This window comes from Sinobacterium norvegicum, from assembly GCF_923077115.1.
GTDB lineage: Bacteria > Pseudomonadota > Gammaproteobacteria > Pseudomonadales > Sinobacteriaceae > Sinobacterium > Sinobacterium norvegicum.
Map to the genome: position 1 here is coordinate 403,252 of NZ_CAKLPX010000002.1, position 16,385 is coordinate 419,636.

Here is a 16,385-nt window from a genome sequence, read left to right on the forward strand (position 1 = left end):
CGATGTTCGTCTTAGTTTTTTTATTTTTTGTTTTTAATAAGAAAAAAATAATGCCAGTGATTTCTCTACGGTGCTTATAGCGCTTTAAAATGACCAATATCTACTGCGTCTATTAATTAATAACTCAACTCCATATTGTGACTATAACTCTAAGATGCGTTGGCTGGGCACGATGCTTAGGCAGCATTTATGCGGTAAATCACAGTTGGAGTGTATAACAATGGATGTTTTCAATAACCCGTTTGGCAGGCGCGCAACAGCGCTCTGTTGCCTTGCTTTCTCTGCCATTAATACGCCGGTGTATGCGTTGGAGTGCGGTGATGTCATCACCACGCCAAGCTTTTTATTCAAGCAACTAAGTTGCAGCGAGAGTCCTGCACTGACGGTTGTCGGCCCGGCGACATTATCAATGAACGGCTTCTCGGTAACCTGTGACAGCCAAGAGGGTGGTGTGGGGATCTTGCTCTCTGGCAGTGACGGTTTTATCAGTGGCGGCGAGGTCTCTGGCTGTCGACAAGGTGTTGTGGTCGATGGCAGCGGTGGTCACTCGGTATTTGGTATGACAGTCAGCGCCAATGGTTTTGGTGACGACGGTGAGGGTGATGGTGACGAGGCAGGCTTTTTGGTGTTGAGCGGTTATAATTTTTTCATCCAAAATCAAGCGCTGAATAACGGGGTAGATGGTTTTAATATCGACGGCAGTCACAATGCCTTTTTGTATAATAAATCCAGTGATAATGAAAACGATGGCTTCGATATCGATGGAGGCTCTTACAATAGCTTCAGTAATAACACTGCCTCAGGTAATGGCGATGACGGTTTCGATGTCGACTCGGGTTTCTCCGACGAAAGCGACCTCGGCGAGGGGGAACACAATACATTTACCCTGAATATGGCCAATGGAAATGGCCGCGATGGTTTCGATGTCGATGGTAATTACGGCCGTTTTATCAATAATACGGCGAACAATAATGGTATGGAGGATGATGAAAACGAGGAGGATGGTTTCGATATCGACTCCAAGGGGAATGTCCTGCGCGGCAATATCGCCAACAATAACCCCGGCGATGGTATTGTGCTCAAAGACAATGATTATGATGAGGGCGATAATACGCTGGAGTCTAACTCAACCCGGCGCAATGGCCAGATGGGCATCCGGGTGATATCGGATGACAACACGGTGACAATGAATTTTTCCTTTCACAATGACGAGTTTGATTTGTACGATGACCGATCGGACTGTGGTGGCAACCGTTGGTGGTTTAACTTTTATAGAAATAAAAGTGAGGCCTGTATTCGTTAGCGCCATTCGCCTGATTAAGCGCAGTCGTAAGCTGGCGCCAGTGGTTCAACCGCTGGCCGCTGGCCCGACTAATTATTGCTAAACTTTTCGACCGTGTCCTCTATTTGGTGGCTGCTAACCTGTTCATTGATCTCCTCGATCAGCTCTGGGTTGTCGTCGCCGACCGAGGCGATAACGGCCTCAACCATATCGTTAGCCTGATCCGGCGCCGCTTCTGATAACCGGCTGATTAATTCGAGCGTGGCGCTATTGTCCTCTTCTTCTTTATCGACACCAGGCTCTGCTGACTTGTCGCTGCTGTCGTTGTCATTGATGGTGGGGGTAATGCTGGGTTGAGTGTCTTCAGTGCTGGTTGTATTGTTGTTTTTCTCCGTTTCCGCCTGCTCTGACATCACCGCCTCGGCAACCTGGGTGCTGGCCTCTGGCACGTTCTCTACCACGGCAACGGCAATGTCGATGCTGTTTTCCGGTGCGGCCTCGGATAATCGCTGAACGATATTCACAGCGCTCTCGTTGACCCGCTCGCTGATGGCTTCTGAAATTGCCTCGGTATATTCCTGTCGCTGTTTATCCTTTTCAGCCTGCTCAAAGGCGTCGGCTTGATCGGCATTTTTTGAGGCCATAATAATGGCTGCAGGCTGTGGTTGCTCGCTGTCACCTTGGTTGCTTTCACCTTGCAGGTCTTGGTCGGCGGTCTCGTTGTCCGGCTCATCATTAATATAGTTTTCCGCAATGGTACTGGCCATACCCTCGGCGACGGCAACGGCGGCATCGGGCACGGTCTCGACAATCTTCACCGCCACATCGATGGCTTTCTCGGGTGAGTTTTCAGATACCTTTGCCACGAGATCGACGGCTCGCTGCTCGTGTTCACCGCTGGCGGCGTCGGCGGGACGGGCGGTTTCGATGTCATCACTGAGCTCCTGGGCAAAGAATTCAGCAATTTCATCGGTGTTCTCTGGCAGGGTTTCAAAGGCGACGCGGGCCAGCACGCCACGAAGCTGTGGGATCTCTGCCGAGATTAAATAGGAGAAGTCGGCGAGGTCGCTGAGGTAGAGCTGGGCAAACAGGCTGATCACTTCGTAGGCTTTTTCCTCGCGAGCCTCGAGAATAGCCTCGAATATTTTGGGCTTATTCCATGGCACGGTTTCCGACAGTGCCTCGGCCAGGCGGCAGACATCGATCTCCTCGACAGTGGCCAGTGCACCGGCGATCTCATAGCTGTATTTAGGCTTCTTTTTTGCCAGCGCACAGGCCATGCGCACGGCCGCTGAGGGGTCGCTCTTGGCCAGTGAACGTGCCGCATGAGCCTCTTTGCTGAGGGGGAACTTAGCCTGAATAAACTTGGTTCGCGGGTCGAGGGTTGAGGCCGAAGGCACGACACCCGATTGCATAACAAAGCTTTCCTGTTGGTCGCTGGGCAGCGCCTGACGTTGGCCGATGCGAACCAAGACGATAAACGCGAGCACTAACTGGCTGCCGGCGATACCATAAAAAAGTGTTGTGCTACCAAATAGGCTCATCCCCTGTGACATGGCAATCGGGCCAATAATACCGCCGGTGGCATAGGCGACCAACAGCGTACCCATGGCGGCATTAATTTGTTCCTGGCGCAGTTTGTCATAGGCCTCGGCAATGCTGAGTGGGTAGAAACAACTGAGTAAACCGCAGACCACACTGTTGATACCAACGGCAAACCAAAACTGATCGAGGGCAACCAAGCGGGGAACAGACAGCACCAAACCGCTGGAGAATACCAGTAATAATGTCATGACCGTTCGGCGGTCGAAACGGTCGGCGAGAAAGCCGACAGGCAGTTGCAATAGAAAGGCGCCGAGTACCGCACCGGCCATAATCATCGAGACGCCGTAGCCGCTGAGGCCATTGCTGGAGGCAAAAATCGGTAGCATATTAAACATCGCAAAATACATCATGCCGGCGAAGAAGCAACCGGTAAAACCCAGCGGGCTGAGCTTGGCCATGCTGATAAACGACATTGTCTTTTGACTACTGACCTTGGGGCCGGCCTGGCGGCTCATCAGAATCGGTACCACCGACAGGCACAGCAACATGGCGCTGATAATGAACAAGAGGTCGGTCGCGGGGTCGCCAAGGTTGATGGCAAATTGGCCGAGAAAACTGGCGCTGAGAATCACCACCTGGTAAGAGGCGAGAATTCTCCCGCGGTTTTCGCTGGTCGAGCCGGCACTTAACCAGCTCTCAATGGCGGTAAAAATACAGGCATTACAGAAACCGGCAAAAATACGCATCAAGCCCCACAGCCAAGCATTGGTGAGTAGGCTGCAGGCGAGAATACCGAAGGCGGCAATAGCACCACTGATGGCAAATAAACGAATATGGCCCACTCGACGGATCAATACCTTGCTATACAGGCCGCCGAATAGCAGGCCAACGCAGTAGAGCGATAGCACCAGGCCAATCGTGCCAGTGTCAAATTGGTTGATCTGTAGCCGGACGGGCAGTAATAGGTTGATCAGACCGTTGGCCAGCATAAAGATAAAGGCGCTGATGAGTAGTGAACTGGCGGATAGCAGGTGTTTATGCACAACAGGTCTCAGTGAGGAAGATGATTAAATAGCCTAAGTGTAGACATTAAATCATTGTTGAATATGATTATTTATAGTTGTCCATAATGCGGATGTTGGCACTTTCAACCGTTGTTGTAGATCAAGAATTGGCAAACTAGCGGGGGCAATATTGGTCTTGATCGAATGCGGTTTACTGGCAGTATTGCTGCGCATATTGTTCGCTTTGTCGCACCGCCTGCTGCTGCTCATAAAGATACATATTGTCGAGTAGTATTTGTTTTCTGAGCCTTAACATCGTTGAGACTTGTGGCTGTGGTTGATAGTTGGCCAGTAGTCTCTCGACCATGACCAGGTGGCTATAGCTATCGATGTCCTGTTCCGGGTTATTATCATCCTGACTATAAAACTGCATCAGTGCGATGAAGCCATCAATAGAGCACTGTGCCCGGGCCTGAAATAATAGTTCCGGATGACGTCGCTGCTCGGGGCTGCTGTATTGCATGAACAGCTCGACCTGGGCGATGGCCAGCCCCTCGGCGGCAGCGGCTTCTAAGTGCTGGCGAATACTGCTGTTGTTTATCTCGATAGCCTGCCCAGTCTCTGCCAGTTGTTGGCAGCTGAGATAACGATTAATCAGTTGTTGTTTTTGTCGCTCCACGGCCGGTTGTTGCTCGGGGTGGTTTTGCTGCCGTTGCTCTAGGTGACGCAGTTGCTGGTTCAATACCTGATCGCTGATTGGCTGACGGCACTGTTTTAACAGGCGAAAGAGTAGGTACTCACTCTCGGCTTCTATATCGTCCGCACCGTGTCGCGCGTAGGCGATAAGCGCCGGTACCTGATCTGGGCTGATGCGATAGCGTTGTTGTGCCGGGTAGAATATTGGTTTGTTGCTGGCTTGCCGAGGAGTTGGCTGCTGCTTGGCGACAGAATACGTTACTGGCGGTGTTGTGTCGCGGTGGTTGGCCGCCGAGGGAGGGGGGCGTACTGCAATAGGGCTGGCGGGTGTCGACAGCGGCAGTGGTTGCTGGTGTGTCGCGCTGGCGACAAATAGACTGGCCGCTACCACGACGAGGGTGAGGCCGATCACAGCAAAGAGTAATTCGCGTTGTTTCACCGGCCTTCCTCTGCCTTATCACTGTCTATTGACGCTAAGAGTAAAACGATGGGTTGGCAATAGCTGGGCGTTTATTCGCCGCCAAATAAGCCATCGATATTGCGTTTCAAGGTTTTTTCCCACAGCCGGTCGTGCTGTACCAGGTCGAGATAGTCGATGGTTGCGGCGGCCTTGCCGTCGATCTCGATAAAGTTATCAACCACATCGAGCTGTTTTGAATCATTTTCAAATAAGCTGAAGCCGATGACCATCCACAACAGGGATTGGCCCTGGGCAATAGCATCGGCCTTATCGAAACCACTGGCCATCAACGGCTCGGCAATGGCGTCGATGATGGCCACCATCTGCAGTGCCGGCAGTGAATTATTAAACAGTGATAGCAGCCGACCATCACAGTTGAGCTGCTGTCGCAGCCCGTCGAGGAAGCGGGTGAGTTGCTGCCGCGCCGGTAGACGGGTGTCGTGTGCCAGGTGATCAATTTTAAACAGGTGGGCGGTGAGGGCGACAACCAGTGCCTGTTTATTAGCAAAATAGCTGTACAGCGATGGCGCAGTAATATTGAGCTCGGCGGCAACCTTGCGGAAGCTCAGCTCTTTTTCGCCACCCTGTTGCACGAGTTTTAAGGCGGCGGCTAAAATTTCTTCGCGGCTGGTGAGGCTGGGTCTGCCTACTTTTTTCATTATTGAGTCCGGTGGCGGGGTGGTTAAGCAAGGTTAACAATTATTCTAACACTGTTCGTTAAAACTGAGGTATTATTTTAACAGTGTTAAAATAATATGATAAATGCAACCACCACCGGCCACCTGCGCCGCTTCGTGTCTGTTGCCAACGCTGGATAACGTCAAGCCCTGGAGGGATGTTGTGAGTACGCAAGATAAAGTCAATGAAACGGTAAGACCGACGCCAACAATGGATAATCCCGAGAGTATTCGTCTGGCGTTACAGGATTGGATGTCACAACAGTTGGCCACTGAGGTCGTGATTGCCGAACTCCATGTTCCCGAGGGCACCGGCATGTCGAATGTGACGCTGCTGTTTGATGCCGTGGCCAATGGCCAGGGGGAAAGTTATGTCGCCAGAATCCAGCCCCAAGGTGAGGGGCTGGCGTTTCCCAGTTACGATTTAAAAATGCAGTGTGTGATGATGCAGGCAGTGGCCGAAAGCTGCGCCGCACCGATGCCCAATATCATCGGCGAGGAGAGCGATGCCGGCGTATTGGGTATGCCGTTTTATATTATGACCAAGACCTGCGGTATTATCCCGCCCGACCTGCCGCCTTATCATATGGACGGTTGGCTGAAGGAGACGACGGCGGAGAATCGCAATCGTGTATGGATGGCAGGTATCGACGAGATGGCCAAGGTGAATACCCTGGATATAACCCAGCCGTTGATGGCGGCGGCGATTGCCTCGGAGTCGTTCCCTAAATCACTGACCGAGCAGATACAATATTGGGATGACTACTACGCTTGGGGTTATGGTAATCATGTCAATGCCAGCTGTGAACAGGCGCTGGCTTGGCTGAAGGACAATCAGCCAGAGGAGCAGGTGAGGGCACTGTGTTGGGGGGACTCGCGCATGGCCAACGTGATTTTCAAAGAAGATATGAGTGGTGTGGCGGCGTTGATCGACTGGGAGATGTTAGCCCTGGGTGATCCGTTACAGGACATTGCCTGGTGGATTTATATGGATGAGCTAATGAGTACCGGCATCGGTGTCGAGCGTATAGAGGGGATTCCCGACCGCTTGCAGTCGGCACAACGTTGGGCCGACAAGACCGGTTTGAGCATCGATAATCTTCATTACTATTTGATCTTTGCCGCCATGCGATTCGCGCTGATTTTAGGGCGTATGTCGATTGCCGGTGGCAATGCAGAAAACACAGGGGGAGGCTTCGAGGCAGTCTATCTGCAGGGGCTGCTCGACCAGTTGCCGAAGCAGTAAGCCCTATAGACTTTAATGGTTGAAAAGCCCTCGCCGATGATTCGGCGAGGGCTTTTTTGTGGCTGTTTATTCTTGCTGTGCAAAGAATTGGTTTTCTAATATTTCAACCAACACCCGCATCGAGTTTTTTAGCGAGCCGGCCTGTAAGCCATATTGGAACAGGGCGACACCGACGCCGCTGCCGAGTACCGCATTAAACATGTCCATCGGATCGGCGTCAGAGGCCAACTCACCGGTGAGCTGGGCGTCGGTTAGCATGGTGGTCAGCGCCGTTAATATGGCATTGTTTTCCTCGACCAGGGGCTCGGTCAATTCTGGATGGCGACGCATCTCTATCGGTACGGCGGCCAGTAAGCCGGTAATAGTACTGTCGCTGTCGTGGGCCTCTGCCGACGCCATTAAGATCGAGGTAATGGCCTGTTTCAACGACTCGGCCGAGACGATGGCTTCCATATAGCGGGGTAATAAAATCTGCTGGGTGTCGACCACGCAGGCGATGTATAGGGCTAACTTCGAAGGGAAGTAAGCGTACAGCGCCGCATGACTCATGCCCATTGCCTTGCCGACATCCTTAAAGGTGGTTTGGCTGTATCCCTGTTCTGCAAACAGCTTGCGTGCTGCCGGCATCAGCCGGGCCAGGGTTTGTTCTTTGTTGCTGCCCTTGGGGCGGCCAGATCGTGTGGGGGTGGCGGCGTCGGCCATAGCAATAGTTCTCAACGGGGTAATGTCTACACATGGTAACAGCTTTATCAGCAATAAATTACTTGCATGTAACTTAGTTCAGGGGAATAATTGGCTGTAAATTACACGGTAGTAACTTAACAGAATAACAGGTCATAGGTAAATACGATGCAGCTTGGATTTGCTCTCTGGCAATATATTGCCATTACTTTGGTTGGGGCCAATGTCTTATACGTTGGTGTTGGCGGCGCGGTGCACTGGTGGTATTACGTTAAAAATAAAAGTAATGCCAAGCGTTGGAAGATTCAGTCGAGCAAGTTTTTATCGAAGAAGCTGGATCGCGAGGCGATGTGGCTGGGGCTGTTTAATATGAATCTGGCCTCCGGTGCCTTTGGTGTCATCGGCTGGGGCGTGTTCGAACACGGCTGGTCACGACTTTACTATGATTTTGGCAGCCACGGCTGGGATTACACGCTGCTGAGTATGTTTCTCTGCTGGCTGTTTATCGAGACCTGTGCTTTTTACCTGCATGCCGGTGGTCACATCGGCTGGTTTTATAAAAATATTCACTCGATACATCACCGTTACAGCGCGCCGACGTTCTGGACTATTTCGGCCATGCACCCACTGGAGTGGATACTGCATAGCTCTTATATTATCTTGCCGGCGTTTATTATTCCGATGCATTTATATGTCTATGGCTTTGTTGTGGCGATGACGTTTGTGCTGGGCTATTGGGATCACTGCGGCATCAAACTGCCCCGGATTCCGCTCCATGGCTCCAATAAATTTCACGATGATCACCATAAGTATTTCCATGTCAATTTCGGTTTCACCTGCAGCCTGTTCGACCGCATACACAACACCATACGCCGAGATGGCCACCACTACACCGAGTTGAGCTTCAACGGCGGTAAGGGGGTGGTGAAAAAACCAGAAGAGCTTGGCAGTAATGCTGTCGGCCCCGTCGTCGATTACTAATATTGATCGACACCATAATAATAAAAAAATGAGAAAGTGATGAGCGAACATATTTCCTATGCGATGAATAACGCCGAGGCGACCAATGCATTGGTGTATTTTAACTCGCCGGCGATGATAAAGGATTGGTCTTTCTTGGCGATCGAATGGCTGCTGATTATCGGCTTCGTATTAACGGTTGTACATGCGATTCGTTACAGTCGCCAGCATCAAACACCGGCGGCGATTTACACCCTGGTTGGTGCGTTATTGTACGGCCTGGCGATGGATATAATTTCCTATTACACGGTGGAAAACTTCTGGCACGGTGAGTTCTCGGTGATGTTTTTGTACAACCGTTTGCCGTTGTATATCGCCTTGTTTTATCCGACGTTTATGTATCATATCTACATGACTATTCGGCGCTTTGACTTCTCGCCGGCGGTGGAAGCAATCAGTGCCGGCTTTATGGCGGGAACCCTATATTTAATATTCGACAATATTGGCCCTCAGTTAGGCTGGTGGATTTGGGATCGCGCCGACCCCAGCACCTTGCCCTATGTCGATAGTGTGCCGCTGACCAGCTATCACTGGTTTTTCATGTTTATGATTGCCTTCGCCTTTATAGCCCGCAAGGTCTGTTGGCAGTGGCCTGAGCAAGACGCCAGCAAGGTGAAGCTGTACAGTGGTATTGCCTTGATGCCGATCACGGTGATTGTTCTGGGTTCGGTGTTGTTTATCCCCTATAACCTGTTTTCCAAGGGGGTGCCGCCCTGGGATATGTTGCCCTGGGATAAGTCGTTAGTCGGGGCGGCTGTTTTTCACTGCCTGAGCTTCACTGCCGCGGGGTTTGTATACTTACTCAATTATCGGCGCTCGTCGCAGCCTCGGGACACCTTGCTAATGATCTTCCCGCTGGCGTTTATTACCGGTCATTTATATGTCTATATCGCCAATTTTAGTCTGTTCTTTAATCTGACAGGCGATGGCTTAACCACAGAGGGCTTGGCAATCGGTAATTTACCGGCTGTATTGGTGGCAATCGTCGTTGGCACGGCGATGATTTTGTACGCTAATCAGCCGACTAAAGACTAGCGTTAGACTTATATAAGGTGTTTTAAAAAAGAGGCTGCGGCCTCTTTTTTTTCGCATGGTTAAAAATATATTGGACGGAAAACAAGAATAATGATAATTAGTATCGATTGTTGTTGATAATCATTATCGTTTTAATTATTATTGCGCCCATAAAAATCAACACGTTTACTATACCTTACAACCTAGGATGTCGCCCCGATGCAATTACGCCCGCTTGTTTTAGCCATTGCCATGGTTAGTTCAGCCTCTGCTATGGCAGAAGCTGAAACCACTAAAAAAGATCAGTACTACCTCGAAGAAGTTACTATTATTGGCTCTAAGAGCAATGCCCAAACCGCGGCTGGCTCAGCAACAGTGTTAGACAGTGAAGATTTGGCGGTGTTTAATTTTACTGATATCAACCAAGTGTTAGCTGATGTCCCCGGCGTCTATGCTGCGGCGGAAGAAGGGTTTGGTTTGCGCCCCAATATCGGTATCCGTGGTTCGGGTACTGAGCGTAGCGGTAAGGTGACGATGATGGAAGATGGCGTCCTGGTTGCGCCGGCGCCTTACTCTAATCCAGAAGCCTATTACTTCCCGACCACCAGCAGAATGTCTGGCGTCGAAGTATTGAAGGGTGCCCCGTTATTAGCCTATGGCCCTGCTACCGTTGGTGGCGCGATTAACTTTGTCTCGACACCCATCCCCAGCGAAGAATTGGCCGGTAGCATCAAGGCGGAGTATGGCGAGTACAATAGCCACCGACTACTGGGTAATATTGGTGGCTCTGGTGATGTTTATGGCTGGTTGATCGAAGGTCAGCAATACGGCAGCGATGGTTTCCATGATATCGATAATTCCAGCAACGATACCGGTTTTGATAAGCAGGATGTGATGGCCAAGTTTCGCTTGAATACACCATCTGATTTCGGTGGCATGTATCAGCAGCTTGATTTCAAACTACAGTATGGCGAAGAGAGTTCTGATCAATCCTATACCGGCACCACCGATGCCGACTTCGATGCGGATCCGGATCGTCGTTACGGTTTGACCGCCGAAGATCAGATGAATAACGATCGCACTGCGGCCTCTATCAATTATTTGATCAGTGTTAACGACAGCTTAGATGTTAAGGCGTTAGCTTACTATGCCAAGTACCAGCGTGACTGGTTCAAGCTTAACAAAATTAACGGTGGTAGCATTGGCGGTGTTATCGATGATGCTAACAATGGTGACCAGGGGGCGCAGGATATTCTCGATGGCAGCGCAGAAGCCGACCTACGTATCAAGCACAATAACCGTGAATACACCTCGCAGGGTATTCAGTTGGCGGCGGATTATCGCTTCAATACCTCGTCTATCTCACACCAACTAAACACTGGCGTTAGATTGCACAGTGATGAGATGGATCGCTATCAGCCCGAGGAAGATTGGTATCAAGATGCCGACGGCAACTTAAGCTATGTTGGCGAACATGACAACGGCGAGATCAGCGGCAGCAACAACCGTATCGAAACCGGTGATGCAATCAGCTTCTGGGCCGTCGATACGATTGCGGTTAACGATAAGTTGAATGTGACGTTGGCATTGCGCTATGAAGATGCTGAAACCGAGCGTAAAGAATACGGCGATAACAACCGCGATGTACTGGCCAAGACACGTAATAACTCGGTGCAGGAATGGCTGCCAGGCGCTGCTTTCACCTACCAGGTCAACGATGCTGTTCAATTGTTAGCCGGCGTACACAAAGGTATGGCTCTGCCGAGTGGTGGTGCTAAAGACGGTACCGACCCTGAATTATCGATGAACTATGAGTTTGGTGGTCGTTACAACAGCGGTGACCTCAGCGGTGAGCTGATCGGCTTCTACAGCGACTATGAAAACACTGTGCAGAACTGTTCTGATGCCAACCCCTGTGACAGCGGTGCTACCACCGGTTCGTATAGCTTGGGTGAGTCTGAGGTTCAGGGTGTCGAGGCGGTATTGGCCTACAATGGCCTTGCCGCTGGCGGCCTAACGTTCCCGCTAAGCGCAACTTATACCTATACCGATGCAGAGATTACAACCACGGCCGATGGCGGCGAATATACTAAGGGTGATCAAATTAAGTATATTCCCGAAAATCAGTTCGCACTGACGGCCGGTGTTGTTGCCAACCGTTGGAGCAGCCATTTACGCGCCAACTACGTCAGCTCGAGCTGTACTGAAACGGGTTGTAATCAGATGGCTGACGATACTTTCAGCAAGACTGATGACTTGTTTGTCATCGACTTCGTCGCTCGCCTCGATGTCGCAGCTAACACCAGTACGTATGTTAAAGTGGATAACATCCTCGATGAACAGGCCATTGTTTCTCGTAGTCCGTATGGCGCTCGTGGTAATAAGCCTCGCACAGCCTTGGTCGGTGTTGACTTCACGTTCTAAAATTTGAGGTTTCGACCGACACGAAAAAAACCGCCTTTATTGGCGGTTTTTTTATGATTTGAATTCACCGCTGGCCACCGTGCATCAGGGCTGTTGTCAGGGTGATTATTGCCTCGGCTCAAGCACAGGGCTAACAACGACACGCAAGTAGTGTCGTAGCTTTGCCTCATCAGTCCCGTATTCCCCGGGGTAGCTAACCAGTGAATGCATCAGCCGACTGACCCAGTCACTGAGGATTTCGAGGCTGAGATTGTCAGCCACCTCGCCGTTGGCCTTGGCCTGGTCGTAATTGTGCTGCAGTGATTGATAGGTGGTCTGATACAGCTCATGCGGATTTAAGTTGCCCTGCTGTTGGTTGCCCGACTCATCGCCGAACAGCAGGGCCTGCATCGGGTAGTGGTGGCGGCGCTGCATAATAAAGATAATACTCTCGGTGACCACGCCGTGCAGTGAGGACTGGCCAGCCAGGGTTTTTCTCAGCTCGATCAGCGACTGCTGCGACTCGCGCTCAATGACCCTATCGAGTAGTTGCCTTTTATTGTTGGCGTGTCGGTAGACGGTGGCGCGGCTGATGCCGCTGTATTTGGCAACACCCTCTAAATTGGTCTGCTGCAAACCGTCGCGCTGATAGCAGGCGATGGCGGCATCGATGATTCTATTCAGTGTGTCGGTTGATTTCTTCGTCTTTGCCAAGGCGGTCTCACCCTATCTCAAAAGCATTAATTATATTTTAGGCGGTGCTGTGGTGTCTTGTCGCTCACCGTGTTTTGAGATAAATTAACATAAAAATCTCAAAACAAAAGCAATAAGTGAGGCGTTATGAATCAGCACGGACAGTTTGGCAAGGTAAAACAGTGGGGCTTCTTGGTCAAAGACCTCGATAAGGCAATGGCTTTCTGGACCGAGACACTGGGCGTTGGGCCATGGTGGGGCTACCGTAATGTGTCGTTGGAATCGACGTTTAAGGGCGAGACCAACACGGTAAAAATGCATGTTGGGCTGGCGTTTCAAAACGGTGTACAGATCGAGTTAATTCAGCAAACCAACGATGTACGCTCTCCCTATAGTGAGTTTAAACAGACCGACAAAGAGCAGGTCATGCATCAAATTGCCTACTTTGCCCCCGACATTGATGATGCGGTTGCCCGTGCAAAGGCGACGGGCATGAGCGAGCTGGGTGTCTGCACCAATATGTTAGGCCAACGTTATTACTATATGAGTAACGATGACCTCGGTGACTTGGTGGTCGAATTGATGGAGGTCGATGACGGTTTTGTTGCCGACTATGAGCGCTGCGCCAAAGAGGCGGAACAGTGGGATGGCAGTGAGCCGTATCGATTAATCAGCTTATAAGTTGGTCTAAAGACAGGGTTAAATAATGGACGCTAATAATACAGCCGCGGATTTCGCCGTCATCGATGTGACACGGGTGGATCACTGGCACGAAGAGGCCGATGTGATTGTCGTCGGCTTTGGTGCCGCCGGCTCCTGCGCCGCCATTGAGGCAGCTGAGGCTGGCGCTGATGTGTTGGTGTTAGAGCGAGCCAGCGGCATCAGCGGCACCACCTGCGCCGCCACCGGCCATTTTTATCTAGGCGGTGGTACGCCGCCGCAACGGGCCAATGGCATCGATGACAGCAGCGAGGCCATGTTCGATTATTTGATGGCCAATACGCCGCAGCCCGATGAACAGAAAATTCGCCTCTACTGTGAACAGAGCGTTGAGCATTTTCACTGGCTGACAGACCAGGGCGTACCCTTTAATAATGGTTTTTATCGAAAAAAACATTTCGAGCAGCCCACCGATGAATGCTTGATCTGGTCGGGTAACGAGAAGGTCTGGCCAATCAGTCAGCAGGCCAAGCCCGCTCCCCGGGGCCACAAGGTAGAGAAAACCGGCAGCGAGGGTGGCGGCCTGGTAATGAAGCATTTAACCGCCAAAGCTCAATCGTCAGGGGTTAGGTTTCAACACGACGCGGCGGTAAAGAATTTGTTGCTCGATGGCGACCGTGTGGTCGGCGTCAGCTATAGCCACTTCAAAGAACAGCGCTTTGTCAGAGCTCACAAGGCGGTGATTCTTGCCGCCGGTGGCTTTGCCATGAATCAGCAGATGATGGATCAATACTGCCCGCGCCTCGCAGACCCACGAGTATATAAGCAGGGCAATCCCTTCGATGATGGCAGTGGTATTGAGCTCGGTATGTCGGTTGGCGGCGCCACCGAGCACATGGACGGCGCCTTAATAACCTCGCCGTTTTATCCACCGCAAGAGCTGTTGTTTGGCATTATGGTCAATAATCAGGGGCAGCGCTTTATTAACGAGGATTCTTACCACGCGCGTACCGCGGCGGCTTGTTTGGCACAGCCCGATGACACGGTGTATTTGATTGCCGATAACGACACCTTCGGCCGCCCAGAATTGGGTATGCAGGAGTTGATCGATGCCTGGGAAACAGTGGCGGAAATGGAGCAAGACCTGCAGTTACCCACAGGTGCGCTGCAAAAAACTATGGCTGATTACAACCGCGCCGCCGAGAACGGCAGCGACCCCGAGCAGCATAAATACAAGGACTGGGTAAAACCGTTGAATAATCCGCCTTACGCGGCCATCGAGTGCAGTTTCGGCAAGTCGTTCTATGTTGGTTTTACCCTTGGCGGGCTTAAGGTCAATGTCGATGGGCAGGTGATTAACCAGCAGCAGCAAGTGGTCGATGGCCTCTATGCAGCCGGTGCCTGCGCCTCGAACATCGCGCAGGACGGCGCCGGTTATTCCAGCGGCACCTGCATCGGCGAATCGACCTTTTTTGGCCGCCGCGCGGGGCGTCACGCGGGGCAATAAAGCGCCTCGAATATCGGCTGTTGCAAGGTAACGGCGCCGGTTATTCCAGTGGCACCTGCATTGGCGAATCGACCTTTTTTGGCCGCCGCGCGGGGCGTCACGCTGCCCGGTAACAGCCCGAGCAGGCCTATTGTTGTTTGTCGTGACGCTGGCTTAGCAGGATCGGTGTATAGCGCCAGAGGAACAGCGCAAAGGCGGTTATCCACAGGCCGGCGCTGATATCCCAGGCCCACAGCGGTTGGCCCAATAATGGCAGAAGTACTCGAGCGATGGCGGCCAGCAGGATTAAGCCAAAGGCGATATTGATGCTGACGTGCGGCTTTAGCGGCCGCCCGGTATGGCCGAGGGAGACTCGGGCCATCATCGCCAAAATCATTGCGCCAATCGTGCCGACAGTGATCAGGTGCAGCGCATCGGCAAAGCGGATGGCATCGGTGGCATAGCTCAAGCCCAATAGAATCAACCCAAGACCCAGTGCCAGATACGATAGATGCAGCGACCACAGCAGCGGCGTATTGCGTGTCGCCCAGCTGTCCCAGTAGCCCAGGCGTATGAGGTGCAGTGTACCTGCGGCAATCATTAAGATCGCGGGAGACAGCGGCAGCGATAGTATGCCGCCGAAGAAGAATACCGCCGTGCCCAAAATAGCCGTGGGTAGTATCCAGCGATCGAGGTTCGGTGTCTCGGTGACCTTGGCCTGATCAGCGCCGCGGCCGGTAAAGAACGGGATAACACGGCCGCCGACGATGCCGACAATAATGCCGAACAGTAAGATTGCCGTACGGGATAGATGCAGCGCCAGCGCGCTGTTGCCTGAGATATCGCTATAGAGTACGGCGATATTGAGCAGCATCATGGTGGTGAGCAGCGGCACGAACAGATAGTTTCTTCGATTGCGACTGCTGACTACCATCCAGCCGAGGTAGCCAATCACCGCCAGCCACCAAACGCTTTGCACTACGATGGCGGCGATGAGAGCATGGTTGTTATCGCTGATTAATAATGCTCTGACAACCAACCACACTACCGATAAGACGATTAATAATGTGCCGTTCATACCGCGCTTACCGGTCCAGGTCTGGGCCGCGGTGAGCAAAAAACCGGCGGCGACGGTGGCGCCGAAGGCGAATAGCATTTCATGAATATGCCAGATCACCGGTGTTAAGCCCCCGAGGGCGTCGCCGGCGAGTCGACCGTTTAGCCACAGTGACCAGGCGATAATACTGGCAACAGAGGACAGGGCGGCGAGTAAAAACCACGGGCGGAAGGGCAGGTCCCACAGCGGCTGCTGGCTGATGGCTAGGCGGGTAGAGGGGCGGCTGGCTTTGTCGCGCAGTGTGCCGTCGCTGGCCAAGCGTTGGTTCAGACGCTGCTTGGCACCCTGTTTATCGTTTTTCTTTGGTTCTTGAATGGTCAAAAATGGGCTACCTTGTTGGCTCATGGTTTGCTTCCCCCGGGCCTGCGCAGCAGCGCAGCATATAACCCCGTGTTGTGGCG

General features: G+C 51.9%; 13 protein-coding genes. 7 read left to right on the forward strand and 6 right to left on the reverse strand.

Annotation, left to right across the window (positions count from 1 at the left end; genetic code table 11):
- The first annotated feature begins 220 nt into the window (after positions 1-220).
- Positions 221-1,303: a right-handed parallel beta-helix repeat-containing protein gene (locus L9P87_RS10855; protein ID WP_237444764.1), complete on the forward strand. Its 1,083-nt coding sequence runs from the start codon at positions 221-223 to the stop codon at positions 1,301-1,303.
- Positions 1,304-1,371: 68 nt separating this feature from the next.
- Here L9P87_RS10855 and L9P87_RS10860 read toward each other — a convergent pair whose 3' ends face one another.
- From L9P87_RS10860 to L9P87_RS10870, 3 genes are all read right to left on the reverse strand, one after another.
- Positions 1,372-3,870 carry an MFS transporter gene (locus L9P87_RS10860; RefSeq protein ID WP_237444765.1) on the reverse strand — a complete coding sequence of 833 codons (2,499 nt, stop codon included), beginning with the start codon at positions 3,868-3,870 and terminating at the stop codon, positions 1,372-1,374.
- Positions 3,871-4,042: 172 nt separating this feature from the next.
- Entirely contained in the window at positions 4,043-4,966 is a 924-nt protein-coding gene (locus L9P87_RS10865) for a hypothetical protein (RefSeq protein ID WP_237444766.1), read from the reverse strand.
- Positions 4,967-5,037: 71 nt separating this feature from the next.
- Positions 5,038-5,646 carry a TetR/AcrR family transcriptional regulator gene (locus L9P87_RS10870; RefSeq protein ID WP_237444767.1) on the reverse strand — a complete coding sequence of 203 codons (609 nt, stop codon included), beginning with the start codon at positions 5,644-5,646 and terminating at the stop codon, positions 5,038-5,040.
- A 181-nt stretch (positions 5,647-5,827) separates the two neighbouring features.
- On the opposite strand from L9P87_RS10870, the gene L9P87_RS10875 reads away from it, so the two are divergent.
- Positions 5,828-6,910, forward strand: a complete 1,083-nt coding sequence (locus L9P87_RS10875; RefSeq protein ID WP_237444768.1) for a phosphotransferase family protein — start codon at positions 5,828-5,830, stop codon at positions 6,908-6,910.
- Positions 6,911-6,976: 66 nt separating this feature from the next.
- Here L9P87_RS10875 and L9P87_RS10880 read toward each other — a convergent pair whose 3' ends face one another.
- The gene (locus L9P87_RS10880) at positions 6,977-7,627 is read right to left on the reverse strand and encodes a TetR/AcrR family transcriptional regulator (RefSeq protein ID WP_237444769.1); all 651 of its coding nucleotides are present in this window, start codon (positions 7,625-7,627) and stop codon (positions 6,977-6,979) included.
- A 132-nt stretch (positions 7,628-7,759) separates the two neighbouring features.
- Between L9P87_RS10880 and L9P87_RS10885 the strand changes: the two genes are divergently transcribed.
- From L9P87_RS10885 to L9P87_RS10895, 3 genes are all read left to right on the forward strand, one after another.
- Positions 7,760-8,572 (forward strand): sterol desaturase family protein, encoded by an 813-nt coding sequence (locus tag L9P87_RS10885; protein ID WP_237444770.1) that lies wholly within the window; start codon positions 7,760-7,762, stop codon positions 8,570-8,572.
- A gap of 39 nt (positions 8,573-8,611) precedes the next feature.
- Positions 8,612-9,646 carry a DUF7802 domain-containing protein gene (locus tag L9P87_RS10890; RefSeq protein ID WP_237444771.1) on the forward strand — a complete coding sequence of 345 codons (1,035 nt, stop codon included), beginning with the start codon at positions 8,612-8,614 and terminating at the stop codon, positions 9,644-9,646.
- A 198-nt stretch (positions 9,647-9,844) separates the two neighbouring features.
- A complete protein-coding gene (locus tag L9P87_RS10895) occupies positions 9,845-12,049 on the forward strand; it encodes a TonB-dependent receptor family protein (RefSeq protein ID WP_237444772.1) in 2,205 nt (734 codons plus the stop codon).
- Between the two features lie 105 nt (positions 12,050-12,154).
- On the opposite strand, the gene L9P87_RS10900 is transcribed toward L9P87_RS10895, so the two are convergent.
- Positions 12,155-12,742, reverse strand: coding sequence for a TetR/AcrR family transcriptional regulator (locus L9P87_RS10900; RefSeq protein ID WP_237444773.1), 588 nt, complete (start codon positions 12,740-12,742; stop codon positions 12,155-12,157).
- A 126-nt stretch (positions 12,743-12,868) separates the two neighbouring features.
- On the opposite strand from L9P87_RS10900, the gene L9P87_RS10905 reads away from it, so the two are divergent.
- Both L9P87_RS10905 and L9P87_RS10910 read left to right on the forward strand, forming a co-directional pair.
- The gene (locus L9P87_RS10905) at positions 12,869-13,402 is read left to right on the forward strand and encodes a VOC family protein (protein WP_237444774.1); all 534 of its coding nucleotides are present in this window, start codon (positions 12,869-12,871) and stop codon (positions 13,400-13,402) included.
- Between the two features lie 25 nt (positions 13,403-13,427).
- Positions 13,428-14,888: an FAD-binding protein gene (locus L9P87_RS10910; protein ID WP_237444775.1), complete on the forward strand. Its 1,461-nt coding sequence runs from the start codon at positions 13,428-13,430 to the stop codon at positions 14,886-14,888.
- A 127-nt stretch (positions 14,889-15,015) separates the two neighbouring features.
- On the opposite strand, the gene L9P87_RS10915 is transcribed toward L9P87_RS10910, so the two are convergent.
- Complete coding sequence (locus tag L9P87_RS10915) at positions 15,016-16,329, reverse strand: NnrS family protein (RefSeq protein WP_237444776.1); 1,314 nt, start codon at positions 16,327-16,329, stop codon at positions 15,016-15,018.
- Positions 16,330-16,385: the final 56 nt, after the last annotated feature.

Coding starts and splice junctions, on each gene's coding strand:
- L9P87_RS10905 (WP_237444774.1), top strand. CDS start 12,869: ATGAATCAGCACGGACAGTTTGGCAAGGTAAAACAGTGGGGCTTCTTG.
- L9P87_RS10895 (WP_237444772.1), top strand. CDS start 9,845: ATGCAATTACGCCCGCTTGTTTTAGCCATTGCCATGGTTAGTTCAGCC.
- L9P87_RS10885 (WP_237444770.1), top strand. CDS start 7,760: ATGCAGCTTGGATTTGCTCTCTGGCAATATATTGCCATTACTTTGGTT.
- L9P87_RS10910 (WP_237444775.1), top strand. CDS start 13,428: ATGGACGCTAATAATACAGCCGCGGATTTCGCCGTCATCGATGTGACA.
- L9P87_RS10890 (WP_237444771.1), top strand. CDS start 8,612: ATGAGCGAACATATTTCCTATGCGATGAATAACGCCGAGGCGACCAAT.
- L9P87_RS10870 (WP_237444767.1), bottom strand. CDS start 5,646: ATGAAAAAAGTAGGCAGACCCAGCCTCACCAGCCGCGAAGAAATTTTA.
- L9P87_RS10855 (WP_237444764.1), top strand. CDS start 221: ATGGATGTTTTCAATAACCCGTTTGGCAGGCGCGCAACAGCGCTCTGT.
- L9P87_RS10915 (WP_237444776.1), bottom strand. CDS start 16,329: ATGAGCCAACAAGGTAGCCCATTTTTGACCATTCAAGAACCAAAGAAA.